Origin of the sequence: Bradyrhizobium ottawaense (genome assembly GCF_002278135.3) — a bacterium.
Taxonomy (GTDB): Bacteria; Pseudomonadota; Alphaproteobacteria; order Rhizobiales; family Xanthobacteraceae; genus Bradyrhizobium; species Bradyrhizobium ottawaense.
Genome location: NZ_CP029425.2, coordinates 8,099,923 through 8,123,340, shown reverse-complemented (window position 1 = coordinate 8,123,340; position 23,418 = coordinate 8,099,923). Strand labels below are relative to the sequence as shown.

General features: G+C 63.3%; 26 protein-coding genes. 18 read left to right on the top strand and 8 right to left on the bottom strand.

Annotated features, from left to right (window positions below):
* From CIT37_RS37975 to CIT37_RS37955, 5 genes are all read left to right on the top strand, one after another.
* Positions 1-1,158 carry an alpha-D-ribose 1-methylphosphonate 5-triphosphate diphosphatase gene (locus tag CIT37_RS37975; RefSeq protein ID WP_095426888.1) on the top strand — a complete coding sequence of 386 codons (1,158 nt, stop codon included), beginning with the start codon at positions 1-3 and terminating at the stop codon, positions 1,156-1,158.
* Positions 1,155-1,751, top strand: a complete 597-nt coding sequence (gene phnN, locus CIT37_RS37970; RefSeq protein WP_095426802.1) for a phosphonate metabolism protein/1,5-bisphosphokinase (PRPP-forming) PhnN — start codon at positions 1,155-1,157, stop codon at positions 1,749-1,751. The genes CIT37_RS37975 and phnN overlap by 4 nt, the downstream gene beginning before the upstream one ends.
* Before the next feature lie 22 nt (positions 1,752-1,773).
* Entirely contained in the window at positions 1,774-2,385 is a 612-nt protein-coding gene (locus CIT37_RS37965; protein WP_038972214.1) for a pyridoxamine 5'-phosphate oxidase family protein, read from the top strand.
* Positions 2,386-2,940: 555 nt separating this feature from the next.
* Complete coding sequence (locus tag CIT37_RS37960) at positions 2,941-3,162, top strand: hypothetical protein (protein WP_028140760.1); 222 nt, start codon at positions 2,941-2,943, stop codon at positions 3,160-3,162.
* Positions 3,163-3,184: 22 nt separating this feature from the next.
* The gene (locus tag CIT37_RS37955; RefSeq protein WP_095426803.1) at positions 3,185-4,138 is read left to right on the top strand and encodes a sulfonate ABC transporter substrate-binding protein; all 954 of its coding nucleotides are present in this window, start codon (positions 3,185-3,187) and stop codon (positions 4,136-4,138) included.
* A 125-nt stretch (positions 4,139-4,263) separates the two neighbouring features.
* Here CIT37_RS37955 and CIT37_RS37950 read toward each other — a convergent pair whose 3' ends face one another.
* The 3 genes from CIT37_RS37950 to CIT37_RS37940 form a co-directional block, all read right to left on the bottom strand.
* On the bottom strand, positions 4,264-5,046 hold the full coding sequence (locus CIT37_RS37950; protein ID WP_095426804.1) for an alpha/beta fold hydrolase: 783 nt from the start codon (positions 5,044-5,046) through the stop codon (positions 4,264-4,266).
* A 4-nt stretch (positions 5,047-5,050) separates the two neighbouring features.
* On the bottom strand, positions 5,051-6,346 hold the full coding sequence (locus CIT37_RS37945; protein ID WP_095426805.1) for an O-acetylhomoserine aminocarboxypropyltransferase: 1,296 nt from the start codon (positions 6,344-6,346) through the stop codon (positions 5,051-5,053).
* A 315-nt stretch (positions 6,347-6,661) separates the two neighbouring features.
* Positions 6,662-7,453 (bottom strand): IclR family transcriptional regulator, encoded by a 792-nt coding sequence (locus tag CIT37_RS37940; protein ID WP_161966282.1) that lies wholly within the window; start codon positions 7,451-7,453, stop codon positions 6,662-6,664.
* A gap of 127 nt (positions 7,454-7,580) precedes the next feature.
* Between CIT37_RS37940 and CIT37_RS37935 the strand changes: the two genes are divergently transcribed.
* From CIT37_RS37935 to CIT37_RS37910, 6 genes are read left to right on the top strand one after another with little or no spacing between them, the layout of a single operon-like run.
* Entirely contained in the window at positions 7,581-8,546 is a 966-nt protein-coding gene (locus CIT37_RS37935) for a Bug family tripartite tricarboxylate transporter substrate binding protein (RefSeq protein WP_095426807.1), read from the top strand.
* Positions 8,547-8,549: 3 nt separating this feature from the next.
* Positions 8,550-9,167: a flavin reductase family protein gene (locus tag CIT37_RS37930; RefSeq protein ID WP_095426808.1), complete on the top strand. Its 618-nt coding sequence runs from the start codon at positions 8,550-8,552 to the stop codon at positions 9,165-9,167.
* A gap of 44 nt (positions 9,168-9,211) precedes the next feature.
* Positions 9,212-10,072, top strand: coding sequence for a fumarylacetoacetate hydrolase family protein (locus CIT37_RS37925; protein WP_095426809.1), 861 nt, complete (start codon positions 9,212-9,214; stop codon positions 10,070-10,072).
* Positions 10,073-10,075: 3 nt separating this feature from the next.
* A complete protein-coding gene (gene hpaH / locus CIT37_RS37920; RefSeq protein ID WP_095426810.1) occupies positions 10,076-10,879 on the top strand; it encodes a 2-oxo-hept-4-ene-1,7-dioate hydratase in 804 nt (267 codons plus the stop codon).
* 25 nt (positions 10,880-10,904) lie between these two features.
* A complete protein-coding gene (locus CIT37_RS37915; protein ID WP_095426811.1) occupies positions 10,905-11,300 on the top strand; it encodes a RidA family protein in 396 nt (131 codons plus the stop codon).
* A gap of 11 nt (positions 11,301-11,311) precedes the next feature.
* On the top strand, positions 11,312-12,187 hold the full coding sequence (locus CIT37_RS37910; protein ID WP_095426812.1) for an amidohydrolase family protein: 876 nt from the start codon (positions 11,312-11,314) through the stop codon (positions 12,185-12,187).
* Between the two features lie 85 nt (positions 12,188-12,272).
* Here the strand turns inward: CIT37_RS37910 and CIT37_RS37905 are convergent, their stop codons facing one another.
* Both CIT37_RS37905 and CIT37_RS37900 read right to left on the bottom strand, forming a co-directional pair.
* Positions 12,273-13,280, bottom strand: coding sequence for an LLM class flavin-dependent oxidoreductase (locus tag CIT37_RS37905; RefSeq protein ID WP_095426813.1), 1,008 nt, complete (start codon positions 13,278-13,280; stop codon positions 12,273-12,275).
* 207 nt (positions 13,281-13,487) lie between these two features.
* The gene (locus CIT37_RS37900; RefSeq protein ID WP_109866570.1) at positions 13,488-13,679 is read right to left on the bottom strand and encodes a hypothetical protein; all 192 of its coding nucleotides are present in this window, start codon (positions 13,677-13,679) and stop codon (positions 13,488-13,490) included.
* Positions 13,680-13,757: 78 nt separating this feature from the next.
* Between CIT37_RS37900 and CIT37_RS37895 the strand changes: the two genes are divergently transcribed.
* From CIT37_RS37895 to CIT37_RS37865, 7 genes are all read left to right on the top strand, one after another.
* Positions 13,758-14,906, top strand: a complete 1,149-nt coding sequence (locus CIT37_RS37895; RefSeq protein WP_152036303.1) for a hypothetical protein — start codon at positions 13,758-13,760, stop codon at positions 14,904-14,906.
* A gap of 3 nt (positions 14,907-14,909) precedes the next feature.
* On the top strand, positions 14,910-15,194 hold the full coding sequence (locus CIT37_RS37890) for a hypothetical protein (RefSeq protein WP_095426815.1): 285 nt from the start codon (positions 14,910-14,912) through the stop codon (positions 15,192-15,194).
* A gap of 85 nt (positions 15,195-15,279) precedes the next feature.
* The gene (locus CIT37_RS37885) at positions 15,280-15,819 is read left to right on the top strand and encodes a hypothetical protein (protein ID WP_334262532.1); all 540 of its coding nucleotides are present in this window, start codon (positions 15,280-15,282) and stop codon (positions 15,817-15,819) included.
* Between the two features lie 12 nt (positions 15,820-15,831).
* Positions 15,832-16,590: a M48 family metalloprotease gene (locus CIT37_RS37880; protein WP_152036301.1), complete on the top strand. Its 759-nt coding sequence runs from the start codon at positions 15,832-15,834 to the stop codon at positions 16,588-16,590.
* A 127-nt stretch (positions 16,591-16,717) separates the two neighbouring features.
* Positions 16,718-17,221: a peptidase associated/transthyretin-like domain-containing protein gene (locus CIT37_RS37875; RefSeq protein ID WP_095426818.1), complete on the top strand. Its 504-nt coding sequence runs from the start codon at positions 16,718-16,720 to the stop codon at positions 17,219-17,221.
* 12 nt (positions 17,222-17,233) lie between these two features.
* A complete protein-coding gene (locus tag CIT37_RS37870; protein ID WP_095426819.1) occupies positions 17,234-17,872 on the top strand; it encodes a ferric reductase-like transmembrane domain-containing protein in 639 nt (212 codons plus the stop codon).
* A 182-nt stretch (positions 17,873-18,054) separates the two neighbouring features.
* Positions 18,055-18,531 carry a cyclic nucleotide-binding domain-containing protein gene (locus CIT37_RS37865; RefSeq protein ID WP_095426820.1) on the top strand — a complete coding sequence of 159 codons (477 nt, stop codon included), beginning with the start codon at positions 18,055-18,057 and terminating at the stop codon, positions 18,529-18,531.
* A 1,027-nt stretch (positions 18,532-19,558) separates the two neighbouring features.
* Here CIT37_RS37865 and CIT37_RS37860 read toward each other — a convergent pair.
* The 3 genes from CIT37_RS37860 to CIT37_RS37850 form a co-directional block, all read right to left on the bottom strand.
* Complete coding sequence (locus CIT37_RS37860) at positions 19,559-19,909, bottom strand: RidA family protein (protein WP_028140745.1); 351 nt, start codon at positions 19,907-19,909, stop codon at positions 19,559-19,561.
* A 347-nt stretch (positions 19,910-20,256) separates the two neighbouring features.
* Positions 20,257-21,447, bottom strand: a complete 1,191-nt coding sequence (locus CIT37_RS37855; RefSeq protein ID WP_225004618.1) for a Shedu immune nuclease family protein — start codon at positions 21,445-21,447, stop codon at positions 20,257-20,259.
* 61 nt (positions 21,448-21,508) lie between these two features.
* On the bottom strand, positions 21,509-23,227 hold the full coding sequence (locus CIT37_RS37850) for a retron Ec67 family RNA-directed DNA polymerase/endonuclease (RefSeq protein ID WP_095426821.1): 1,719 nt from the start codon (positions 23,225-23,227) through the stop codon (positions 21,509-21,511).
* Positions 23,228-23,418 lie beyond the last annotated feature (191 nt).

Below are 23,418 nucleotides of genomic sequence, written 5' to 3'. Positions count from 1 at the left end.
ATGAACGCCAAGCCGAAGGACATTGTGATCGCCAACGCCAGGATCGTGCTGGCCGACCGGGTGATCGAGCAGGGCTGGCTCGCTCTTGCCGACGGGCGCATTGCCGAGATCGGCGATGGGACTGCGCCTGCGGGCGCCGAGGATGCCGGCGGCGATTTGATCATGCCGGGGCTGATCGAGCTGCACACCGACCATCTCGAAGCCCATTACGTGCCGCGGCCAAAGGTGTTCTGGAATCCGGTTGCCGCCGTCATCTCCTACGACGGCCAACTCGCGACTTCGGGCATCACCACCGTGTTCGATTCGCTTCGGGTCTGGCGCGAGGACGGCGCCGAGGAAGTGGACGGCCGGGCCGGCGTGCTCGCCGCCGCGATCACGACCGCGCGCGACGCTAGCCTGCTGCGCGCCGACCACTTCCTGCATCTGCGCTGCGAAATCCCGATGCCGAGCGTGGTCGAGGAGGCCAGGGAGCTGATCGACCGTCCCGACGTCAAGCTGATGTCGCTGATGGACCACACCCCCGGTCAGCGTCAGTTCCGCGACGAGGTCAAGCTGCGTGACTATTACCGCGGCAGGGGCGGCGGCAAGACCGATGCCGAGCTCGACGAACTGTTCGCAAAGCGCTTCGAATATCAGAAGCTCTATGCCGCCACCAACATGCGCGAGATCGTGTCGCTGGCGCATCAGTACAAGATCCCGCTCGCGAGCCACGACGACACCACCGAGGAGAACGTCGCGGACGCCGTGCGCGACCGCGTGTCGGTGGCGGAATTCCCGACCACGCTCGAGGCCGCGCGCGGCTTGCACGAGGCTGGCATCGACATCCTGATGGGCGCGCCGAATGTCGTGCGCGGCGGCTCGCATTCCGGCAACATCGCCGCGGTCGATCTCGCCCGCGAAGGCCTGCTCGACATCCTGTCGTCGGACTACATCCCGTCGAGCCTCCTGATGGGAGCGCTGCAATTGCCCGAGCATGTGCCCGCGATCGGCCTTCCCGCGGCGATCCGCACCGTGACGAAGGCGCCCGCGGAAGCGGTGGGCCTCACCGACCGCGGCGAGGTCGCGATCGGCAAGCGCGCCGACCTCATTCGCGTGCATGTTGCCGGCAGTGTTCCCGTCGTCCGCAGCGTCTGGCGTGAAGGAAGCCGCGTCGCATGAGCGAGATTCCGGCCATGGCGCAGGACGACGCGGGCGCGATCGGTCCCGGCCGGCTCGTGCTCGTGGTCGGTCCCAGCGGCGCCGGCAAGGACACGCTGCTGCGGCTGGCGCAGGCGGCCTGCGTTGACGATCACGACATTGTCTTCCCGCGCCGAATCGTGACGCGTGAATCCTCCGCCGACGAAGACAATGTCGCGCTCGGCTTCGACGAATTCCGCGGCGCGTGCGAGCATGGCGACTTCGCCGTGCATTGGGACGCGCACGGGCATTCCTATGCGTTGCCGCTCGACATCAACGAGGATATCCGCGCCGGCCGCACGGTCGTCGCCAATGTCTCGCGCACGGTGATCGGTGCGCTGCGCCAGGCCTACGCCGACGTCGTGGTGGTCGCGATCACGGCGCCGCCGGATGTGCTGGCCGCGCGGCTGGCCGCGCGCGCGCGACAGAGCGACGGCAATATCGCCGAGCGCCTCACTCGCAGCGTCGACGACAGGTCGGCGCAGGCGGATGTCACCATCCTCAATGCCGGCAGCGCCGAGTATCACGCCCGCCAGCTCGTGCGCGTGATCAGGAACGAAGGCTGGCACGATTAGCCACTACAGCAGGGAGAACGGAATGTCGGTGATTGAAACGATCGAACAGCTGGAGGCCATCTACGGCGCCACCAACGACGCCTCGACCGTGAAAGTCGCCGACCACGTCACGCCGCTCTACCGCATCTTCATCGAGAAGGCGCCGTTCGCCGCGCTTGCCACCATCGGACCGGAAGGCATCGACTGCTCGCCGCGTGGTGACTTGCCCGGCTTTGTCCGGATTCATGATCCCAACACGCTGATGCTGCCGGACCGCCGCGGCAACAATCGTGTCGACTCCTTGCGCAACATCGTGCGCGATCCCAGGGTGTCGTTGATGTTCCTGATCCCCGGCTCCGGCAATGCGGTTCGTGCCAACGGTCGCGCACATCTATCCATCGATCCCGAGCTGCTGGCCTCGTTCAAGGTGGAAGGCAAGGCGCCGCGCAGCGTCATGGTGATGAAGGTGGACGAAATCTACTTCCAGTGCGCCCGCGCCATCGTCCGCTCCGACCTCTGGAATCCCGACAAGCGTATCGATCCGAAGACGCTGCCGACGCCGGGCCAGATCCTCGCCGAGATGAGCGACAACCAGGTCGGCGGCGCGGAGTACGATCGCATCTGGCCGGAACGGGCTGCCGCGACGATGTGGTGACGTTCCGCGCTCTCTCGTCTCCCTGGCCCCGCTCTTGCGGGGAGAGGGCGGGGTGAGGGGTTCTCTCCGCAAGTTCAGTATCGTAGGGTGGGCAAAGGCGCGCTTGCGCCGTGCCCACCTCCTGTCCAACATCGCGACAGATCGTGGGCACGCTTCCGCCTTCGCTCTTCGAGCTACGGCGGACAAGTCGCTTTGCCCACCCTACAAGAGCCCGGCATATCGCCGCGGCGATCCTTGCCGCGCAAGATGAATCCGACTGCAAGCGCATCCTGTGGGAGAAGCACCCCCGCGCGCGGCCCGCAAATATGGATAGCCATTTCATTGACCAATCGCGGCAATCGCTGGATATTTGCAGCATCGAAACTGCTCCTCGAGTCCACGCCGCACCATGAGAACCGATCGCCAGCGCACTTCCAATGACATGCATGCGTGCATGACGCGGCGCTGTTTCTCGGCGGCGACGGGCGCCTGTTGTTGTTGCTGACCTCGTCCTAGCAATATCCACACCGCAAATTTGCAAGTCAGGAGCGCCGGAATTCCGGCGAACGAGCAGTCATGTCTCAGGCTCAGTCCAACGCCTACATCATCGAGATCCACGACCGTGCCGCCGGCATCGTCACGAGGGATGCCCGCGGCTTCCGCTTCTTCTCCTCCGAGCGCCTGTTCGACAGTCTCGAAGGCCGTCAGTTCCGCTCGGCGCGAGAGGCCGAGCGCGCGGCCCGCGCGGTGCTCTCCGAGCGGAGCCGGCGCGCGAATTCTCCGTTCTTCGCCAACTGAATCCAACGCAAAGGAACGCAACATGATTGCACGACGCCATTTTCTGACCGCAGCGCTGCTCGTCGCGACCGCATTCAATGTGTCCGCGCACGCCGAGGACAAGCCCGCGGAAATCCGGATCGGCACGCAGAAGGGTGGCTTCTTCCCGGCCGTGCGCCAGCGTCAGACACTCGAAAACGCCTTCAGGCCGCTCGGCATCGAGGTCAAATGGGTCGACTTCCAGTTCGGTCCGCCGCTGCTGGAGGCCATCAATGTCGGTAGCGTCGATTTCGGCTTCGTCGGCGATACGCCGCCGATTTTCGCGCAAGCGGGCGGCGCCAGGATCCGCTACGTCGCGGCTGTGAAGTCCGAAGGCGACAATCAGGCGATCATCGTGCCGAAGGATTCACCGATCAAGACGCTCGCCGACCTCAAGGGCAAGCGCGTCGCCTTCGGCAAGGGATCGAGCGCGCACAATCTGCTGGTCGCATCGCTCGAAAGGGCCGGGCTGTCCTGGTCCGATATCACGCCGGCGCCGCTCGCGCCGGCTGATGCGACCGCGGCCTTCGTCAAGGGCTCGGTCGACGCCTGGTCGATCTGGGATCCTTATCTGGCGCTCGCCGAACTGAAGGAGGGCGCGCGGGTGATCGCGTTCGACAAGGACGTGCACAAGCCGAACGCCTATTACATCGCCAACACGGATTTCGTCGAAAAACATCCGTCGCTGGTCGCCCGGCTCAACACCACCTTCGCCTCGGAAGGCGCCTGGGCGAACTCACATCACGAGGAGGTCGCGAAGGCGCAGTCCGAGGCGACCGGCGTCGACATCGAGGCCGTCCGCCGCTTCGTCAATCGATCGACTTACAGCGTGGTGCCGCTCGACGCCGAGGTGATCAAGACCCAGCAGGCCGTCGCCGACCGTTTTGCGAAGCTCGGCCTGATCCCGAAGCCGGTCAACGTCTCCGACATCGTCTGGAAGTGGACGCCGGGGTCCTGAGATAACGCGACGGCGTCATGCCCGGGCTTGTCCCGGGCATCCACGTTCTTTGTGTTGCAAGAAAGATCGTGGATGGCCGGGACAAGCCCGGCCATGACGCCGTGGAAGTTCTTGCGGCTGAACTCTCAGCCCCTCAGCGCCGCCAGCAATTCATCCGGGCGCTCGGCCATGATCATGTGGCCGGCGCCCGGCACAACGACGGTCTTCGCATGCGGGATGGCGGCCGCTAGCGCCTTGCCCGCCTTCGCCGGGGTCATCATGTCGCGTTCGCCGAGAATCAATGTCGTCGGCACCTTCACGCTCGCGGCCGCGGCGAGCGCATTCGCATAGGCATTGCAGGCCGACAGATCCCTGAACAGCACGCCCGGCTCGCAAGACTTCAGCACCGCCTGCGCGCCGCCATGCATCCACAGGCCCGGCGCGAGACTGCCGCCGAGCTCGGCGTTGAATCCGAGGCCCCAGATCGAGACCATGTCGTTGGCGTCCTGCGAGTTGGCCTCGGCGGCCTTCAACAAATCCGGGCCGACCGTCATGGTCGCGGCGGTGCCGATCAGGCTCAGCGCGGAAACCTTGTCGGGGTGACGGGCCGCCGTCTCCAGCGAGATCAGCGATCCCATGGAATGGCCGATCAGATGCGCCTTCGCAGCTCCCGCCGCATCGAGCAGCGCCGCGGTCCAGTCGGCCATCTCGGCGATGCTGCCGAGCGAAGGCCCGCTAGAGCGGCCGTGGCCGGGCATATCAGGCGCCAGCACGGAAAAACCGTGATGGGCGAACCAGCGCGTGTGCAGCGCCCAGGTCGAATGGTCGAAGCCGGCGCCGTGGATGAAGACGACCGCGGGCAGGGACTTGTCGAAGTCGCGGCCGCCGGTTGCGGTGAACACATCAAGGCCGTTGACGGAGAGCTTCATGGTGTCAGACCTTCTGCGAGATGCGCAGCGCCTGCGCGAGATCGTCGATGATGTCGCCAGCGGTCTCGATGCCGACCGAGAGCCGCACCAGCTCCTCCCCGATGCCGGCCGCCTTGAGCTGTTCGGCGTCCATCTGCTGATGGGTGGTCGAGGCCGGGTGGATCACCAGCGTCTTGGCGTCGCCGACATTGGCGAGATGGCTGATCATGCGCAGCGATTCGATGAACTTGCGGCCCGCGGGCCGCCCGCCCTTGATGCCGAAGGAGATGATCGAGCCGGCACCGCGCGGCAGCAGTTGCTTGGCGAGCTGATAGTCCGTGTGCGTCTCCAGCGAGGGATGCAGCACCCAGTCGACGGCCTTGTTGGACTTCAGGGCTTCCAGCACGAGGTGCGTGTTCTGCATGTGACGGTCCATGCGCACGCCCAGCGTCTCGACGCCCTGCAGAAGCTGGAACGCGTTGGTCGGCGACAGGCAGGCTCCGAAATCGCGCAAGCCTTCGGTGCGCGCACGCATGATGAAGGCCGCCGTGCCGAACTGCTCGTCGAAGACGATGCCGTGATAGCCGCCATAGGGCTCGGTCAGCACGCCGAACTTGCCCGATGCGCGCCAGTCGAAGCGGCCGCCGTCGACGATGGCGCCGCCGATCGCGATGCCGTGGCCGCCGATCCATTTGGTCGCCGAATGCATGACGATGTCGGCCCCGAGCTCGATGGGCCGGCTGAGATAGGGCGTGGCAAAGGTGTTGTCGATCAGCAGCGGAATTTTTGCGTCATGGGCGATCTGAGCGACCTTGGGAAGGTCGAGCACTTCCAGCCCGGGATTGCCGATGGTCTCGCCGATCACGAGCTTGGTGCTGGGCCTGATCGCCGCGCGGAACGCATCGAGATCGCGCGGTTTCACGAAAGTGGTGGTGATGCCGAAGCGCGGCAGCGTGTGTGCCAGCAGGTTGATGGTGCCGCCATAGAGCGAGCTCGACGCCACGATGTGATCGCCGGCGCTCAGCAGCGTCGCGATCGCCAGATGCAGCGCGGCCATGCCGCTCGCAGTGCAGATCGCGCCGACGCCGCCCTCCAGCGCCGCCAGCCGCTCCTCCAGCACGCCCGTGGTCGGATTGGAGATGCGCGTATAGATGTGGCCGGCACGCTCCAGATTGAACAGTGCGGCGGCGTGGTCGGAATCCTGGAACACGTAGGACGTGGTCTGGTAGATCGGGACCGCGCGGGCTCCGGTCACGGGATCCGGATGCTGGCCCGCATGCAGGCTCAGGGTCTCGAAGGCAGGCGGTTTTGGCGCGGGCATGCGGGGGCCTCGTTGGTCGGTCGGCGGAGGGGGCGTTGTGCCATAAAAATGCGCGCGAAGTCAGCCCATTGACAGCGCCGTGTGATGACGCGCAGCGGTGACATGATTGAGGCGAGCTCTGTCCGCATCGCCGGTGCGCTCCCTCGCCCCGTTCTTACGGGGAGAGGGTTGGGGTGAGGGGCTCCATCCGCGATCTCGGTGGCAATCGGATTCGCGGAGACTCCCCCTCACCCGGAATTCAAGCTTCGCTCGAATTCCGGCCTCTCCCCGCAAGCGGGGAGAGGCGAAGGACCACCGCCTGAGCGCTGGTTGTGATTACCCACCGATCGCCTGCTCGATACTCCGCGCCTCCCGTAACAAGATCTCCGCGACCTCCTGCTCGCGGCGGGGGCCGAGCCTCGTTCGAACGGCGGAAACGGTGATGGCGGCGGCCGGTCGCCCATCCGGGGTCTTGATCCAGGTCGAGATCGATTTCGTGCCCTGCACGAGGCCGATTTCCCTCAGGCCGTATCCGAGCCGTCGCGCGGCGGTGACCTCGCCGAGGACCGTCGCCACATCGGTCTTGTAAGCCTCGAACCGCTTCTCGTTCGCTGCGACGATCTTTCGCGCCTCCGGCGCCGGCATCGCGGCGAGGATGGCGACGCCGGCACTGGAGACGCCGAGCGGCCGGCGCGCGCCGACCTCGATCGACAGCACCTGGATCGGATAGATTCCGATCCTGCGATCGACGCACAGCGTGTCGTTGCCGGTGCGCACCGTCAGGAACATCGTGTCGCCGATTTCGGTGGAAGCACGTTGCAGCGATGGATTGGCGGCGATCAGCAGCCGCGACGGCCGCGGCCGTGCCAGCGCCAGCTCCGGCACCTCGTTGCCGATCGCGTAGCGGCCGGTCCGCTCGTGTCGCTCGACGATGCCTTCCTCGATCAGCACATGGATGATGCGATGCACGGTCGGACGGGTGAGACCGGTCGCCCGGATCACCTCGGCCAATGGCACACCGTCCTCGCGACCCGCGGCAAGAATGCGTAGCACGGCGAGGGCGCGCCGGATCGCCTGCGCGCCCTGCCGCGGTGATATCGCGTTGCGGGCGATTCGCGTCTTGTCCATAATATGGACAAGAACGCCACAATTCACTCGACAGGACAAGCGCGCATCTGGAGATTGCGCCCCGATCGAGCTGCCGCGCGCATCGCCGCACGCGACATGGAATTGGAAGCGCTGCCGGGAGGTTAACATGAGATTAATCTGGATTGCCATAGCTGCCGCCACCGCGATGCTGGCAGGGCCCGCGTCGGGCCAGCAATGGCCGGCCCGCAGCGTCAAGCTGATCGTGCCTTATCCGGCCGGCGGCAATGTCGACAGCGCCGCGCGCATCGTCGCCGACAAGCTTCAGGAAAAGCTCGGCCAGCCCTTCATCATCGAGAACAAGGCCGGCGCCGGCGGCATGATCGCGGGCGAGGCGTTCGCGAAATCCGCGCCCGACGGCTACACGCTGTTCGTCGGCGCCAACGGCCCGGTGCTGTTCGCAACCGAGATCAACAAGCGCGAAGCCTATAATTGGAAAAAGGACTTCATGCCGATCTCGACCATCTCGATGACCCCGCTGGTGCTCGAGGTGCATCCGTCGGTGCAGGCGACGACGCTGAAGGAATTCCTCGATCTCGCCAAACGCGAGCCCGGCAAGTTGACCATGGCCTCGCCCGGCCCCGGCACCACCAACCATCTGCTCAGCGAGCTGATGCAGTCGAACCTCGAGCTGCAATGGGTCACCGCGCATTATCGCGGCAATGCGCCGGCGATCAACGATCTGCTCGGCGGCCAGGTGCAGTTCGCGTTCGACCAGCTCACGGTCAGCCTCCAGCACATCAAGGCCGGCCTGTTTCGCGCGCTCGCCGTCACCAGCCCGCACCGGCTGAAATCGCTGCCCGACGTGTCGACCTTCGCCGAGCTCGGCTACAAGGATTTCGATGGCCAGACGTTTACGGGCCTGTTCGCGCCCGCGGGCACGCCGGCGCCCGTCATCGACAAGCTGCACGAGACGCTGGTTGCGATCCTGAAGGATCCTGCCGTAGTCGACAAATTCGAAAAGCTCGGCGGCGAAGCCACGCCGATGACGCCGGACGAGTTCAAGGCCTACCTCGAGCGCGAGGACGCCAAGTGGATTCCGGTGGTGCGCAAGGCCAACATCAGGGCGGATTGATCGATGCGGATCGATCCCACCGAGCTCGGCGCCGAGCGCATCTACCGCCTGATGACCGGCATCGTGGTGCCGCGTCCGATCGCCTGGGTGACCAGTCGGTCAGCCACGGGCGTGCTCAACCTCGCGCCGTTCAGCGCCTTCACCTTCGTCTCGCAGAAGCCGCCGATGCTCGCCATCAGCGTCGGCCGCAAGGGCGCCGACTACAAGGACACCGCGCACAACATCCTCGACACCGAGGAATACGTCATCCACATCGCCGATACGCCGCTGATGTCGGCGGTGCACGACTCATCGGTCGAGCATCCGCCTGAAATCAGTGAGGTCGAGCATCTCGGCCTGGAAACGATTCCGAGCGAGCGCATCAAGGTGCCGCGGCTTGCCGCCGCGCCGGTCGCGATGGAATGCCGCTTCCGCCAGTGCCTCGAGTTCGGCGAGGCCAAGAGCCGGCTGATCGTCGGTGAGGTCGTGATGTTCCATTTGCGCGACGGCCTCGTGAACGACGGCAAGGTCGAGACCAAGGCGCTCGACCCGATCGCGCGCATCGGCGGTCCCCGTTACGCCCGCCTCGGCGAGATCGTGACGCTGAACACCGTATTTCAGACGCCCAAATCGAAAGACTGAGCGCGCCGCCAGCCGCGCTGCCCGACACAAATTGGAGAACGACCATGCGACTCCTGAGCTATCTCGTGGACGGAGAGCCGCGCTACGGCGCGGCCGTCGCTGACGGCGTGATCGATCTGACCAGGCGGATCGGCCGCGACTTCTCCGACGTGAAGGCGCTGATCGCGGCCAACGCGCTGTCCGATGCGCAGGAAGCGATCGCGGGCGCGACGCCGGACTATGCGCTCGACGATCTCGTCCTGCTGCCGCCCGTGCTGGCGCCGGAAAAGCTCTGGTGCATCGGCGTCAACTACGCCGAGCGCAACGCCGAGTACAAGGACAATTCGGACCTGCCAAAATATCCCAGCCTGTTCGTGCGCAGCATGTCGTCGATGACGGGCTCCGGTCAGCCGCTCGAGAAGCCCAAGGTTTCGGATCAGCTCGACTATGAAGGCGAGCTCGTCATCGTGATCGGGCAGGGCGGCCGTCACATTCCGCGCGAGAAGGCGTGGGGGCACATCTTCGGCATGACGCTGTGCAACGAGGGCACGATTCGCGACTGGCTGCGGCACGGCAAGTTCAACGTCACGCAAGGCAAGAATTTCGATCGCTCCGGCAGCATCGGCCCGTGGATCGTCACGTCGGACGAGCTCGACCCGCGCGGCCCGCATGACATCACCACGCGCGTCAATGGCGAGGTGCGGCAGCAGGACACCACCGAGCGGCTGATGTTCCCGTTCGATTATCTGATCTCCTATCTCTCGACCTTCGCGACGCTGAAGCCCGGCGACATGATCGTGACCGGCACGCCGACGGGGGCGGGTGTTCGCTTCGATCCGCCGCGCTGGCTGAAGGCTGGCGACGTCGTCGAGGTCGAGTCCAGCCGCATCGGCATGCTGCGCAACACCGTCGCGGCGGAGCAGTAGACCATGCTCGATGCCGCCACGATCGAACGGCTTGCCGCGCGCCTGGATGAAGCCGAGCGCACCAAGACGCTGATCCCGATGTTCACGAAGGACTATCCCGATTTCGCCATCGAGGATGCCTACGCCGTCCAGCGCAGCTGGACCAAGCTGCAGCTCGGCCGCGGCCGGGTCATCAAGGGCCACAAGATCGGCCTGACCTCGAAGGCGATGCAGAATGCGGTCGGCATCAGCGAGCCGGATTACGGCGTGCTGTTCGCCGACATGTTCTATGCCGACGCCACGCCGATTCCGTTCGATCGCTTCCACGCGCCGCGGATCGAGGTCGAGCTCGCCTTCGTGCTGAAGGCGCCGCTGCGCGGGCCCGACTGCACCATCTTCGACGTGCTCAACGCCACCGACTACGTCACGCCCGCGCTGGAGATTCTTGAAACGCGCATGCACCGCGTCGACCCCGAGACCGGCAAGACGCGAAAGGTCATGGACACCATCTCCGACAACGCGGCGAATGCGGCGCTGGTGCTCGGCGGCCGGCCGTTCCGCCCGCTCGATGCGGATCTGCGCTGGATCGGCGCGCTCTTGTTCCGCAACGGCGAGGTCGAGGAAACCGGGCTTGCCGCCGGCGTGCTCAATCACCCCGCCAACGGCATCGCCTGGCTCGCCAACCGCCTCGCGCCGCATGACGAGCATCTCAAGGCCGGCGAAGTCGTGCTGGCGGGCTCGTTCACGCGCCCCGTCGACATCCGCCGCGGCGACACCTTTCATGCCGATTACGGTCCGTTCGGCTCGGTGTCGTGCCAGTTCGTCTGAAGCAATAACAAAGAGGAAGCGCACCATGAGTGGTCACACACGGCGCAAGAGCGTCCACATCGGCGGCTTCAAGCACGTCAATCCGATTCCGAACGCCTGCCGCATCGGCAATCTCGTGATGTCCGGCGTCATCCTCGGCCGCGATCCCGCGACCAACGCGATGCCCGAGAGCCTGGATGCCCAATGCGCCAACATGTTCGCGCATATGAAGGCGATCGTGGAAGCCGCCGGCGGCAGCACCGACGACATCATCAAGATGACGGTGTGGCTGAAGGACCGCACGCAGCGCGGTCCCGTCAATGTCGAATGGCTCAAGATGTTTCCGGACGAGCATTCCCGCCCGGCACGTCACGCGCTGCCGATGGACAATATGGACGGCGGCGCGCTGGTGCAGTGCGACTTCACCGCCGTGATCGACTGAAGGAGCATCGCATGCCGACCTATTTGCCGTTCGATCCCAATCCGCGCCGCCCGGTCAAGGCTCCGCCGCCAAAGACCGTCGACAGCCAGTTTCATGTGCTGGGGCCCATCGACAAATATCCGGAGCGCCCCGGTGCGGCCTATCGGATGCCGACTGCGACCTGGGAGGCTGCGCTGCGCGTGCACAAGACGCTCGGCATCGAGCGCGGCATCATCGTGCAGACCACGACCTACGGCGCCGACCACGCCGTCGTGCTCGACGGGCTCAAAGCGATGGGTCCGAACTATCGCGGCTGCGCCAACGCGCTGGTGTTCGCGGAGGCGAACGACGCCTATCTCGCCAGGCTGCATGACGCCGGCGTGCGCGGCGCGCGCTTCAGCTTCCGCCAGGAGCTCGGCGCCGTGCTCTCGGATGCCGATTTCGCCCGCGCCATTGCCCGCATTCGCGAGCTCGGCTGGTACGTCAAGATCCAGCCGGAGAAGGACGGCATCATGTCGAGCGTCGCCAAATACGAGAATCTCGACGTCCCCGTGCTGATCGATCACATGGCGCGCCCTGATCCCGAGGCCGGCAGGAACGATCCGAATTTGCGCAAGATGCTGGAGCTGCTCGAGAAGGGCAATTTCTGGGTCATGCTGTCACTCGGCGAGAAGACCTCGAAAGCCGGCGCTCCTTACGACGACGTGATCCCGATCGCGCGCGCCTATATCGAGGCCGCCGTCGACCGCTGCGTCTGGGCCAGCGACTGGCCGCACCCGGTCTCCGTGAAGCAGCCGCCCAACGACGCCGATCTGCTCGAGCTGATGTACCGCTACGCGCCCGACCAGACGGAGCTGGAGAAGATTCTCGTCCACAATCCGGCAAAGCTGTTCGGCTTTCCGGATTAGAATTCGAGTTGTCGCCACAAACGCGGTGCGCGCCCTCTCCCGCCTGCGGGAGAGGGCGCACTTCTGGCGGGGCGCTCGATCGCGCTCACACCGCCGGCTGTTGCGCCAGCCGATCCCGCACCGCCGCCGCGATCTCGAACGAGCGCAGCCGCGCGGCGTGGTCGTAGATCTGCCCCGTGGTGATCAGTTCGTCCGCGCCGGTCTCGGCGAGCAGCGCCTTCAGCTTCTGCTCGACCACATCAGGCGAGCCGACCGCGGAGCAGGACAGCGATTGGCCGACCATGGCCTTCTCCCCCGGCGACCACAGCGCATCCATGTCGTCCACCGGCGGCGGCAGCGGGCCGGGCGTGCCGCGGCGCAAATTGATGAATTGCTGCTGCAGCGAGGAAAACATCCGCTGCGCCTCCGCGTCGCTATCGGCCGCGAACACGTTGACGCCGACCATCGCATAGGGCTTGTCGAGCTGCGCCGACGGCTCGAAGCGCGCGCGATATTCGCGCAGCGCCGGCATCATCATCTGCGGCGCGAAATGCGAGGCGAAGGCGAACGGCAGCCCGAGCATTGCGGCAAGCTGCGCGCCAAACGTGCTCGATCCCAAAATCCAGAGCGGCACCTTCGTTCCCATGCCGGGCACGGCGCGGATCGCCTGGTTCGGCTGCACATCGCCAAGCAGCGCCTGCAATTCCAGCACGTCATGCGGAAAATTCTCCGATGCCGTCGCGAGGTCGCGCCGCATCGCCCGCGCGGTGAACTGGTCGGTGCCCGGCGCCCGCCCGAGCCCGAGATCGATCCGCCCGGGATAGAGCGATTCCAGCGTGCCGAACTGCTCGGCGATGACCAGCGGCGAATGGTTCGGCAGCATGATCCCGCCGGAGCCGACGCGGATCGTCTTCGTTCCGCCCGCGATATGCCCGATCACCACCGACGTCGCCGCGCTCGCGATGCCCGTCATGTTGTGATGCTCGGCGAGCCAGAACCGCTTGAAGCCCCAGCCCTCCGCATGCCGGGCGAGATCGAGCGAATTGCGGAACGCCTGCGCGGCGTTGCCGCCTTGGCGGATCGGTGCGAGGTCGAGCACGGAGAAGGGGATCATGGGGAGGGTACCGGTGAGGGGATGCGCATTGGGCTTTCACATGTAGTGCCCGTCGATCGGAATGTTAGCGCCGCCGCGCAATGACCGACCATGTCGGCCCGGCATGGATGGATATGGATCGTATTGAAATAGCTGATGTTTTCAGGCGCGGGGAAAGCGTCCCTGGCATCAGCGCCGGTGCGCCCTGGCAGGGCATCGCTGTGTGCGTCATGACGACCCGGCGCCCAGCCGCGCGGCAGCATCGCCAATTCCGGAATTGTGCGAATTGCCAGTGGCAACCAGCACGGGTTTCATGTTTAGTGACGCGTATTGTTTGAAGGCCTGTTTTTGCGAACGAAGCGGCATCCCGAGACGCGATTGATTGTCGATGGAGCGGCCGTCGTGAGCGAGCACCAGCAAGGCTGGGCTCGCTGAAAATGTATTGGCAAGGCGTTCCAGCCGCAGGCTGCGCCGCATAACGGAATAGAGAGTTGGATCATGGGTGGTCCTCCCGGCGAAGTGACTCCCCCGGCTGACGAAGCGCCTGCCCCGGCGAAGAAGGGGTCAAGGACCTGGATCGTAGTGGCGGGCTTCATCGTTGCGGCCGCCGCGATATTCGCTTTGGTGCGTTGGGCCGGGACCGGCGAGCAGCCCAAGCTTTCGGTCGCAAAGCAATGGAACGAGGCGATCCAGAAGCTCGGCTTCGAGCCGGTCTATCCACCCGTCGAGGACATCCAGGTCGGCGATGTCTTTGCGATGATCTCCGACGATGCGGTCAGCGATTCGGCGACGGACGAGCCGTTCGCGGGGCGCTCGATCAAATTGCTGCATCTCGATTTGACGCCGGAAATCGAGGAGGCCTATCGGGCGGTCTATCAGTTTCCTGCCACGAACGTGCGGCCTGAGCATGACGGACAGATCTGGCCGCAAGCGAACTCCACCGAATCGCTGTTCAAGCCGCCCGCGACCCGGACCACCCTTCCGCTCGTGCTGTTTCCGCGCTTCACCATCACCAATGTGAAGCGGGCCAGCGGCAGCGGCAGCGCCAGCGCGATGTCCCAGCTGTTGAGCGGCGGGTTCGGCGCCGACGCCAGCTCGACCGAGACGGTCGAGGTCAGGTTTTCCGCCACCGAGACCTATGGCGTTCCGGCGGTGCCGGCGGAGCTTCGGCTGCTCGACTTCTGCGAAGACGACGCAACGAAAGGGTTCTGCTCGCAGCAAGGATTGCGCAAGCAGCTTTCGATCCTGATCGGCAAGAGGATCGACGACAAGGTGAAAGATCGGAAGACGGGCGTCGAGCGGCCGCGCTTCTCGGTGGAACTCGCGCTCGTCAGCCGCGTGTTCCTGGCACGCTCGATTCAAACCAGCATGGGCGAGGATGGCAGTACGCGGGGGAACGTGGGGGTGAATCGGCAGGCTGTATTGCCGGCGGCCGCAGCGGAGGCGGCCCCGGCGGCTGCAGGCGCAAGCGGCGACGGCAAGCCGCAGCCCCCCGCTCCGACGCCGCAGGCCGGCCCGAACGAAGCGCCCGGCGGGGCGATCGCCTTCGAGCGCCGCGCGACGTCGAACGTGCTGTTGCCGGATACGCTGCTGCCGCGCCCGGTCGTGGTCGGTTTCAAGAGCGTTCGATTGAGGCCTGTGGAGTGAAGGATGAGCACACGCAAGACACTGATGCTGGCCAGCCTGGCGCTGATCGCGCTTCCGCTGCCCCGCGCTGAGCTGTCCAGCCGGATCGCCGAAGGCTGCAACTGCGACCGAAGCAAGATGGCGTGCAGGATCCAATGCTCCGACATTGGGTCGGGAACCGGTACGGGCGGCGGGTCGAGTACGTTCAGGATTGCCCCTGATGTCGATCGTTCAGTCCCGGAGCGGCCGATCGTCGTGCCGCCGACGGTGCCGGATATCAGGAGCTCGACCGGACAGATCAACAGGTGATCGGCTGACTGACCGATCGAGGTGCCGGTGGGCATCGAGCATTTGGCGGCTTTGGCTTCGCAGCGTGAGTGTCAGGGGAATGCAGATGATGTTGAAGGGATCGATTCGGTTCTTGATCGCGGTGGTGCTGGCCTGCCTGCTTCAGGTGCCGGTGACGCGGACGGCGTCGGCGCAGGCGGATCCCCGGCAAATCCTGACGGCCGTCATCCAGCAATTGCAGACGGGCACGCCGAATCCAACCTGGTACGGTCCCCAGCTCTGGCAGACCATCGCCATGCAGACCAACAACAGCGACGTCTACATGCCGCTGGTTCAGCTCGGGCAGGTGACCAATGTCGTCCTGAGCGGGCAAACTCAGCTCCCGGCGGGACCGGTCTATTCGATGGTCGCGCAGCATCAGCAGGGGGTGTCGACCTGGCTGCTGGGCATCAGCCTCTATACCAACCGGATCGAATACGCGAACTTCAACATCGGCTCCACGCCCCAGCAACTGCCGGCCCAGCCCGTGCCGCTTCCGCAAACCGCGGCTCCGACTCCCGGAAGCGTGCCAAATCCTCCGGCGAATCCCCCGCCCCAGACCAGCGGCACCTCCGAGGCTTGTAAGCGGTTTCCAAATCTCTGCTAGGGAGACATGCAGATGCTGACACGACGATGTTGCATCGCGGGCTGTGGCCTTCTTCTTTTCGGCGGCATTGGTGCAAGGGCCGCCGACGCTCGCCACAATCCGTCCTATGGCTGCAGTCTGACCGCGAGCGAAGCCAGCAACATTCTCGGCGACAAGCAGGATGGCGGCAACGTGCGCGAGATGCCATCGATACCGAAGTCGGGCGACAAGGATTTCGACCGGGCGCTGGCGGAGACGCTGGTCCGGATTTCCGATTGTCTGAACGTCACGCCCAGCTTCGCCTATTTCGACGACCATGACTCGCCGAATGCCTTTGCGTTGCGGGAGAAGCGCGTGGCCGGGACCGATGGCACAGTGCTGTTCGGCCAACGGCTCCTGAAGCAATTGATGGCAGATCCCGAGGCGGGAGATGCCGCGGTCGCCGGCATCTGCGCCCACGAGTTTGGACATGTCCTGCAGTGGAAGGTGGGGGTGGACGAAATTCTCCTCGATGGGCAGCCCACCGTCAAACGGGTGGAGCTGCATGCGGATTTTCTTGCCGGTTATTTTGCAGGCGTTCGCAAATTGCAGCAATCGAGCTTCAACGCCGCCGTGATCGCCCTGACGCAATTCAACGCGGGCGACAACATGCTCAAGCACCCGAAACATCACGGCACCCCGAAAGAACGCGGGGACGCGATCGTCAAGGGTTACCAGACCGGACACGACGACAGGAAGTCGCTGCTGGACGCCCTCAATATCGGCGAGAAGTACGTCAAGGCGAACTTCTGACGCGGCTCTATCTGCTTTCACAACAGCGTTATTGCGACCCGGGACGCCCTTCGTCGTAACTGGGCGTCGGGCGTCAGTTGCTGTAGTCTCACTGGTGCCACTGCACTGCTCGCCCGGAGGAACCGACATGACCATGGTCGTACTCAATCGCCGCAACCTGCTGGTCGCGGGCGGCTCCGTCCTGGCGAGCGGGGTTTTCGCAGCCGGCGTGCCTGGCCTGCTGTTGCCCGCTCGCGCCGACGCCCTCGCGCCGACGGAAACGATGTCGGGCGGCGCCAACAACTACCGCAAGGGTGCGGCGATCGTGGATCGGATCGGCAAGGGTGGTTTCTGGATGAGCGGCACCGTGCGCCGCGCCGGCGACGGCGCTCCGCTCGCGGGGCAGCGTATCCAGATCTGGGCGCACACGACCGAAGGCCAGGAGCACGAGCCGCAGAGCCACGGCGCCACGCTCACCGACAAGGACGGCAAGTTCCGGCTCGAGATGCCGCAGATCATTCCGATCTTCGGCCAGCCGCATGGTCACCTCGCCTATGACAGCGGCGAATTCAAAACCGTCTTTCTGCGGCCGGTGATGCGCAGCGCCAAGGAAACCAGCCTCGAGGCGCACTTCGTCCTGCAGCCGGCCTGATCGGGCCAGCGAATGACGGGGTGGAGATCGGCCCGGGCGATCCTGATCTGGGTTGCCCTCGCCCTGGCCATCGGCGTGCCGATCGCTGCCGCTGCGACAAGCGAGCAGCTCGCATGGCGCGGTCCGGTCTACATCCTCGCCGGCTTCGCCGGGATCATCGCGCTCGGTCTCGTGCTGGTTCAGCCTCTGCTGATCGGCGGATATCTGCCTCCACTGTCGGCCTATCGCGGACGGCGTGCCCATCACTGGATCGGCGGCGCACTGGCCTTCGCGGTGCTGATCCACGTCGCCGGCCTCTGGATCACCAGTCCGCCCGACATGATCGACGCGCTGACCTTCTCATCGCCGACGCCATTCTCGCCCTTCGGCGTGACCGCGATGTGGGCCATCTTCATCGTTGCGCTGCTGGCGTCCCTGCGCCGGCGGTTGGAGCTGCGACCGCGCACCTGGCGCATCATTCATATTCCCCTCGCGTTCGTCATCGTCGCGGGCAGCGTGGTCCACTGCCTCCTGATCGAGGGAACGATGGAGACGATCTCGAAGGCCGTGCTTTGCGCGGCCGTCCTCGCGGCGACGATCAAAGCCATGATCGACCTGCAGGTGTGGCGAAAGCGAAGGGAACTGCGCGGGGAGAGCGCTGCGCGGCAGTGAGCGGCGGATTTGCGAGGCATTGCGAGGAGCTCGCGACAAAATTGCGAAGCAATTTTGCGCCGATGCGACCAAGCAATCCAGACTGTCGCTGCGGACCGATTCTGGATTGCTTCGCTACACTCGCAATGACGGAACACGCCGCTCTGCTTGCCGCAGATAGCGGTGGGGCGTATCCTAGCGCAATGGTTGTCACGGCCCCCGATCTGGAAGCGTTCCTGCTCGCGACGCCGTTCTTCGGCGGCCTTCCGGAGCCAGGTCTCGACCTGCTGATGTCGATGCTGGTCGAGCGCCGCTTCGACGCGGGCGCAACCGTCGTGGCGGAGGGCGAGCCGGGCCGCTCGCTGTTCATCGTCAAATCCGGCCGGCTCGCGGTGAGCAAACGGACGAATGCGGGGAGCGTCATCCCGATTTCCGTGCTGGAGCGCGGCGACTTCTTCGGTGAGATGACGCTGATCGAAATGCAAAACCGCTCGGCAACGGTTGTCGCGGAGGCACCGACGGTGCTGTACGAGCTGACCGCCCAAAATCTCTACGCTTGCTACAAGGCCGACATCCACGCCTATGTGATCGTGCTGCAGAACATCAACCGCGAACTGTGTCGACGGCTGCGTCGGGCAGATGATCGGTTTGCGAGGCGTGCTGCGGGTAACGACAATTGATAGTGCGTAGTGCGTAGGATGGGTAGAGCCCTTGCGAAACCCATCATGTTTCGTCACCGCCTCGAAAGGACTTGATGGGTTTCGCTTCCGCCTTCGCTCATTGAGCCACGGCGGACAAGTCGACACCCATCCTGCGAGCCGGGCGCCCTGATCCGGTTACAGCAACGCCATCGCGTGCAGCGAGTTTCTATGAAAGCCGAAGGCAACGATGCCGGAGAGAAGCAACGCAATCCCAGTCACGATCAGGCAACACGCAAACACTATCCAAGCCTCTGGTTCGTCATCCACGGCAAACACGATAATAGATAAAACTTTACCGACAATCGAAAGGAAGGATTAACCTTACCAGCGCGCCCAATCGCGACCCGTCGGGCAAAACACCCCAGACCCCGTCAACCCCTCCTCGCAAAAATATTCCACTTTACCGAAATTCGGATTCGCGGCATATTCCCGCCATCCCGGCCCGATGGAGAGGGGCGATCGTACGTCGCAACGAACGTGGGCTGGGGTGCGGTGGACGCGGCTGCGTCGGGCACGGGAAGGCGGGACCAGGGCGGGTGAACCTCGTGAGGTCCGTCTCCGTGTGACGAACGGCGCAGTGTCCGGCGAAGCCCCTTGGGCGAAGCCGGGCGGTCGCGTACGGCTAAACCATGTGGTCCTGGCTGTCGTTGCTACAGCCAAGCTTTCGCGAAGATGCATCGGCCAACCGGACGCGGTGCGTCGGTTTTCGCGAGGTGACGGAGGCCAGAAGGAACTCGGCTCCGGGGAGAGCAGGCATAAGCCGTCAACCCATCGCGCAGGGAAGGCCGGGTGTTTTCCGGCCCACCTGTTGTCCGCCTGCGCATTTGCGTGTGCAAATTCTTCGCGCAGCGGGTCATGGGTGCCAGCCGGCACCCGGTCTTCCCTGCGCCCTCTTCAAGGAAGAGGGTCAAGGAATACAGCAAAACTCGGACGCTTCGCGCCGCGAGAACGTTGCTTGATGTGCGAACACTGGAATGACCGAGCGCTCTCGCCTCGCCCGTGTAGATCAGCGGCGGGCGGCGATCGCCGTCAGCTCCAGCTTGACGCCCGGGCCGAGATCCGCAACGCCAACGGCCGCACGTGCCGGCAGGTGGTCCGCGGTGAAATTGCGCTTCCACACCTGATTGAACGCCGCCTTGTCGGCGAGATCAGCCATAAAGATCGTCACCTGCAGAACGCAGGAGAGATCGGAGCCGGCCCCATCGAGCAGAGTCTTCAACTGGCGCAGCACATCGTCGGCCTGGCCCGCCATATCGAGCCCCGCATTTTCAGGGACGATGCCGCCGAGATAGAGCACGCCATTATGCTCGACGATTTCGTGGAGCAGTCCTTCATAGGGCAGGGAACGTGTGATCACGATCGCATCCGTGGGTGTTGCGGGCTCGCTGCCAAATGGGGCTGCCAAGTGGAGGGCTCGCTTCAATGGGGAAAAATGGTGCTGCCAGACAGGATTGAACTTAGGCCGCAACCCTGCTTCAAATTGATTTTATTGACGTTTTCGATCCGGCGATCTGTCTTTGTGTGGCACTTTTGGGGGCCACTAGTCCAACCACTACATGACTGCCGCGAGATACGCGAGAGACAAATTGGACACTGGTTGCTGACGACGGGGGAATGAGCGGACCACGCGGGTCAAAATCAGCACAGCGCTCGGAACAACGCGAATGGATCACGCTGCAAATCCGTTCCACAATCAGACGCCCACTAGCCATCAGCTTCTTTGTCCGCCGGCTCGTGTTCGACGATAAAGCGAGCGCGCTGCAACAGTTCGTCAAAAGTCAGTATCTCCGGTCGCCAAGTATTCTTGCGATAAAGCTCAAACGAACGAAATTTGGAGATGTTCACGCCGTTCTCGGTCTTGAACTCATCGAGACTGCCAACAACGAGGCAAGATCGCGGCTCGATGCTGAAAACAATTTCTCCCGTTGGATCGCCCAACTCGTCTTCGAGCGATAACTTGTGACCGATTGCCTCCACAGCTGCATGAACGGTCATTTGAGTCTGAGCCACGCCGCCCACCAATTCGGATGAAGGCGGCCATGCTCCGGAGCGGTACTCACTCGGTCCAAGCAGCGGCGTGTCGTTCCGCTTAATCTCAACAAAGCAGAGAGAACTCACGATGCCGCGCGTTTTCATCAGCGCGTCTGCTCGCTTGCCAGGTCCGGTTAAGTCTCGTCCCCTCACAATTCGCTCAAGCTTGCCTTCATCGAGTTTCGAAGCGAACTGGTAGGATAGGCCGTACCCAAATATCCAGGTGTTGGCCTCGAAAAACTGTTGCCACAAAGCCTCGGGCTTGCAATCGAGCCGATCTTGCTCGGCAGCAAAAAATTCCCGATCTCTTAGCAGTCTCTCGAAGTAACGAAGTTGCTTGCGTCTGTATCCGATGGCCACCAAGTCCCGTGTCAGGTCTTCCTGCTGAGCAAGTTGCAAGAATACCTCCGAATTCTTGGCGAAGATGCGTCGAGCCTGCCCTTGATCAAGAATGATGTCGCGCAATATGTCATCGGGAAGATGCACCTTCGATCCATCATCGAATGGCACCGTCTTCAGGCCTGCCACGAAATTCAAGAGTGTGGCGATTTCCGATCCGACAAATGAGAAGGACTGCTTTTCAATCGGGCCGGTTCGCTTGCTGTACTTCTGAATCGTCAGCGTTCTTACCGACCTGTCGTCCTCGACAAAGGTCGCCTTTATTTCGTATCGTCCAGACGGCGTCTGCCGCAGGACAACCTCGTCCTTCACCTGCGCGAACGCGAGGCCGGAATCGCCCTGCACAATGTGCGTAGCGATGCGGAGCATCTGTCCCGAGGGGGCGCTGGGAAAGCGCTTGCTGATAATCGTCTTATCAGTGCGCCTTTCGAAGAACATCTGCCTTTCGTCATAGTCGTCGGACACGGCGCTCCCCCGCGAGTTGGGAGTCCATCCCATACCACAAGTTGAGAGCACTCTCCATGGTTTACGGAGAACCGGCGCTCGCGGAGGCGCTGGGCAAAGGTTTGGACGGTGCGGCCCGACGTCCGGTAAAGTCTTTGCATGCGTCTGATATGGCCTGCAGGAGCGGTTCGAAACCGGAGAAGTTGATTGTAGCTCGCTCGGGCTTCACAACCTCAGTTGCGAACTCGACCTTGGAGTACCACTTGCTTCGATCCTTCTCCTTGCCGGTTCTATCGAAGTTTTTGCCCTTGATGGTCCTGGCAAGAAGCGCCGGTTCGAACAGGTCCTCGATGGCTGCCTCAAGGGTTGTTATGCCCTTCGGGACTGGCACGACATAAAGGTTTGCGCAAACGTAGTAGAATGGATCGAGCCCGCCGACGACCCTGCCGAGCATCTTGGTCAATTTCCTAAACAGATCGGCTGATCCCTTGTCGTTGTCGACGATCATGATCACGGGTTGGTCTGGCGAGAGCTTGAAGGGCGACACTCTTGCGGCATAGTGCGACAGGAGCTTGGATAAGTCGTTGGTGCCACCGGATAGATCCTGAAAGGTGGCGGCCGCTTCGGTGTAGTTGAAAAGGTCGACCGTGAGACCCACCAAGGGATCTGGATGGATAAAAGCCGGAAATCTTGCTCTCAGTCTCTGGAACGCGCATCGCAGATAGATATTGTCGGTCTTTCCCTCGCAAATGATTTTGGGGCGTGTGATTCCGTGGAACGCCCGGTAATCCAAAAACTGCCGATATAGCTTGAAGAAGCTGTTTTGCTCACTCTGCCAATCTTTGGTCTTGAGTCCGCGTATTTGGCGAATGAAACCCATCGTCCCGTCCAAGGCGTCATCGAATATGGGCTTTCGATCTTTATCTGAGAAGCAGAAGCCGTTTTTGAACAAATGGTCGCACTTGGCGCGGGCTGTCTTATAGTATTCGTTGCGGACGTTGACCTTCTTGTTGACGATGAGACCCGTCGTGTCCTGGCGTGAGTCCCGTCGCTGCATTCGCGTCTTGTCGTAGTTCAGCGAATAGCCGGATGAATACACGCGCTTGACGAGACTGTCCCCCGGAACCCACTTGTCTGTTGAACCACGCACCAGCCTCGCGATCGAGGACGGGAATTCCTTTTCATTCGTTGAGAACGTGATGTCGTCCACGTAGCGGGTGTATGTGCACCTACCGGCCCGAGCTAACCTATTGATATGAATATCAAGGATATGAGCTATCAGATTTGATATCACTGGCGAGCACGGGCTTCCCTGAGGCAGCTGATTGTCGCGGCAAGCGATCTGCGCGATTATAGTCGCGACCTTTGGATCGAGTGAAAAGTTATTGTCCCACTGGAAGAAGCCGCGAACTCTGCCGAAGTTAATTGAGGGAAAGAAGTCTTTCAGGTCGGCGTTGAACACGAACCGCTTGTTTCGGTGCGCCGTGGCGTTCGTGACGATAGAAAGGCCCCTCTTGAAGCCGTGTGCCAGCTGGCACTGACTTCGGGAGCGGGACTGTTCTAACTCAACGTGAATGTCCAAAAGAAGATCAGCCAACTTTGTCTGAATCATCTTGAGGCGGGGCTTGGGGGCCGTGATTAGTCGCCAGCCGCCTCCTTTCTTGGGTATAGTGAACTGCTCGTACTTTTGCTGATCAGGCAGCCAGTACAAAACGAACGACAAGGATGCTGGTTGGACTCCTAAAACTCGTGCCAGTTGGGGGAGCGTTTTGACGCCTCTGAGTCTAGCCAGTTGTGTCATGAGGAAAAAGGCTTGCGGATACTCGTACGCCAGATCGGACGCATAGTCGCAGCGAACTGCAGGGAGCGCGCATTCCTACGCGCATTCATATCAACTGTCGCGAAGCACAACAGCAAAATCTATCCGCAAGCCTTAGTTGCAGTTGATCAGCCCACTCGTGCTGGAGCAAGGCTTGCGGCTACTTATCAACA

Bases quoted from the DNA above. Each gene is read 5' to 3' on its own strand.
- CIT37_RS37975 (WP_095426888.1), top strand. From the start codon at position 1: ATGAACGCCAAGCCGAAGGACATTGTGATCGCCAACGCCAGGATCGTG.
- phnN (WP_095426802.1), top strand. From the start codon at position 1,155: ATGAGCGAGATTCCGGCCATGGCGCAGGACGACGCGGGCGCGATCGGT.
- CIT37_RS37965 (WP_038972214.1), top strand. From the start codon at position 1,774: ATGTCGGTGATTGAAACGATCGAACAGCTGGAGGCCATCTACGGCGCC.
- CIT37_RS37960 (WP_028140760.1), top strand. From the start codon at position 2,941: ATGTCTCAGGCTCAGTCCAACGCCTACATCATCGAGATCCACGACCGT.
- CIT37_RS37955 (WP_095426803.1), top strand. From the start codon at position 3,185: ATGATTGCACGACGCCATTTTCTGACCGCAGCGCTGCTCGTCGCGACC.
- CIT37_RS37950 (WP_095426804.1), bottom strand. From the start codon at position 5,046: ATGAAGCTCTCCGTCAACGGCCTTGATGTGTTCACCGCAACCGGCGGC.
- CIT37_RS37945 (WP_095426805.1), bottom strand. From the start codon at position 6,346: ATGCCCGCGCCAAAACCGCCTGCCTTCGAGACCCTGAGCCTGCATGCG.
- CIT37_RS37940 (WP_161966282.1), bottom strand. From the start codon at position 7,453: ATGGACAAGACGCGAATCGCCCGCAACGCGATATCACCGCGGCAGGGC.
- CIT37_RS37935 (WP_095426807.1), top strand. From the start codon at position 7,581: ATGAGATTAATCTGGATTGCCATAGCTGCCGCCACCGCGATGCTGGCA.
- CIT37_RS37930 (WP_095426808.1), top strand. From the start codon at position 8,550: ATGCGGATCGATCCCACCGAGCTCGGCGCCGAGCGCATCTACCGCCTG.
- CIT37_RS37925 (WP_095426809.1), top strand. From the start codon at position 9,212: ATGCGACTCCTGAGCTATCTCGTGGACGGAGAGCCGCGCTACGGCGCG.
- hpaH (WP_095426810.1), top strand. From the start codon at position 10,076: ATGCTCGATGCCGCCACGATCGAACGGCTTGCCGCGCGCCTGGATGAA.
- CIT37_RS37915 (WP_095426811.1), top strand. From the start codon at position 10,905: ATGAGTGGTCACACACGGCGCAAGAGCGTCCACATCGGCGGCTTCAAG.
- CIT37_RS37910 (WP_095426812.1), top strand. From the start codon at position 11,312: ATGCCGACCTATTTGCCGTTCGATCCCAATCCGCGCCGCCCGGTCAAG.
- CIT37_RS37905 (WP_095426813.1), bottom strand. From the start codon at position 13,280: ATGATCCCCTTCTCCGTGCTCGACCTCGCACCGATCCGCCAAGGCGGC.
- CIT37_RS37895 (WP_152036303.1), top strand. From the start codon at position 13,758: ATGGGTGGTCCTCCCGGCGAAGTGACTCCCCCGGCTGACGAAGCGCCT.
- CIT37_RS37890 (WP_095426815.1), top strand. From the start codon at position 14,910: ATGAGCACACGCAAGACACTGATGCTGGCCAGCCTGGCGCTGATCGCG.
- CIT37_RS37885 (WP_334262532.1), top strand. From the start codon at position 15,280: ATGATGTTGAAGGGATCGATTCGGTTCTTGATCGCGGTGGTGCTGGCC.
- CIT37_RS37880 (WP_152036301.1), top strand. From the start codon at position 15,832: ATGCTGACACGACGATGTTGCATCGCGGGCTGTGGCCTTCTTCTTTTC.
- CIT37_RS37875 (WP_095426818.1), top strand. From the start codon at position 16,718: ATGACCATGGTCGTACTCAATCGCCGCAACCTGCTGGTCGCGGGCGGC.
- CIT37_RS37870 (WP_095426819.1), top strand. From the start codon at position 17,234: ATGACGGGGTGGAGATCGGCCCGGGCGATCCTGATCTGGGTTGCCCTC.
- CIT37_RS37865 (WP_095426820.1), top strand. From the start codon at position 18,055: ATGGTTGTCACGGCCCCCGATCTGGAAGCGTTCCTGCTCGCGACGCCG.
- CIT37_RS37850 (WP_095426821.1), bottom strand. From the start codon at position 23,227: ATGACACAACTGGCTAGACTCAGAGGCGTCAAAACGCTCCCCCAACTG.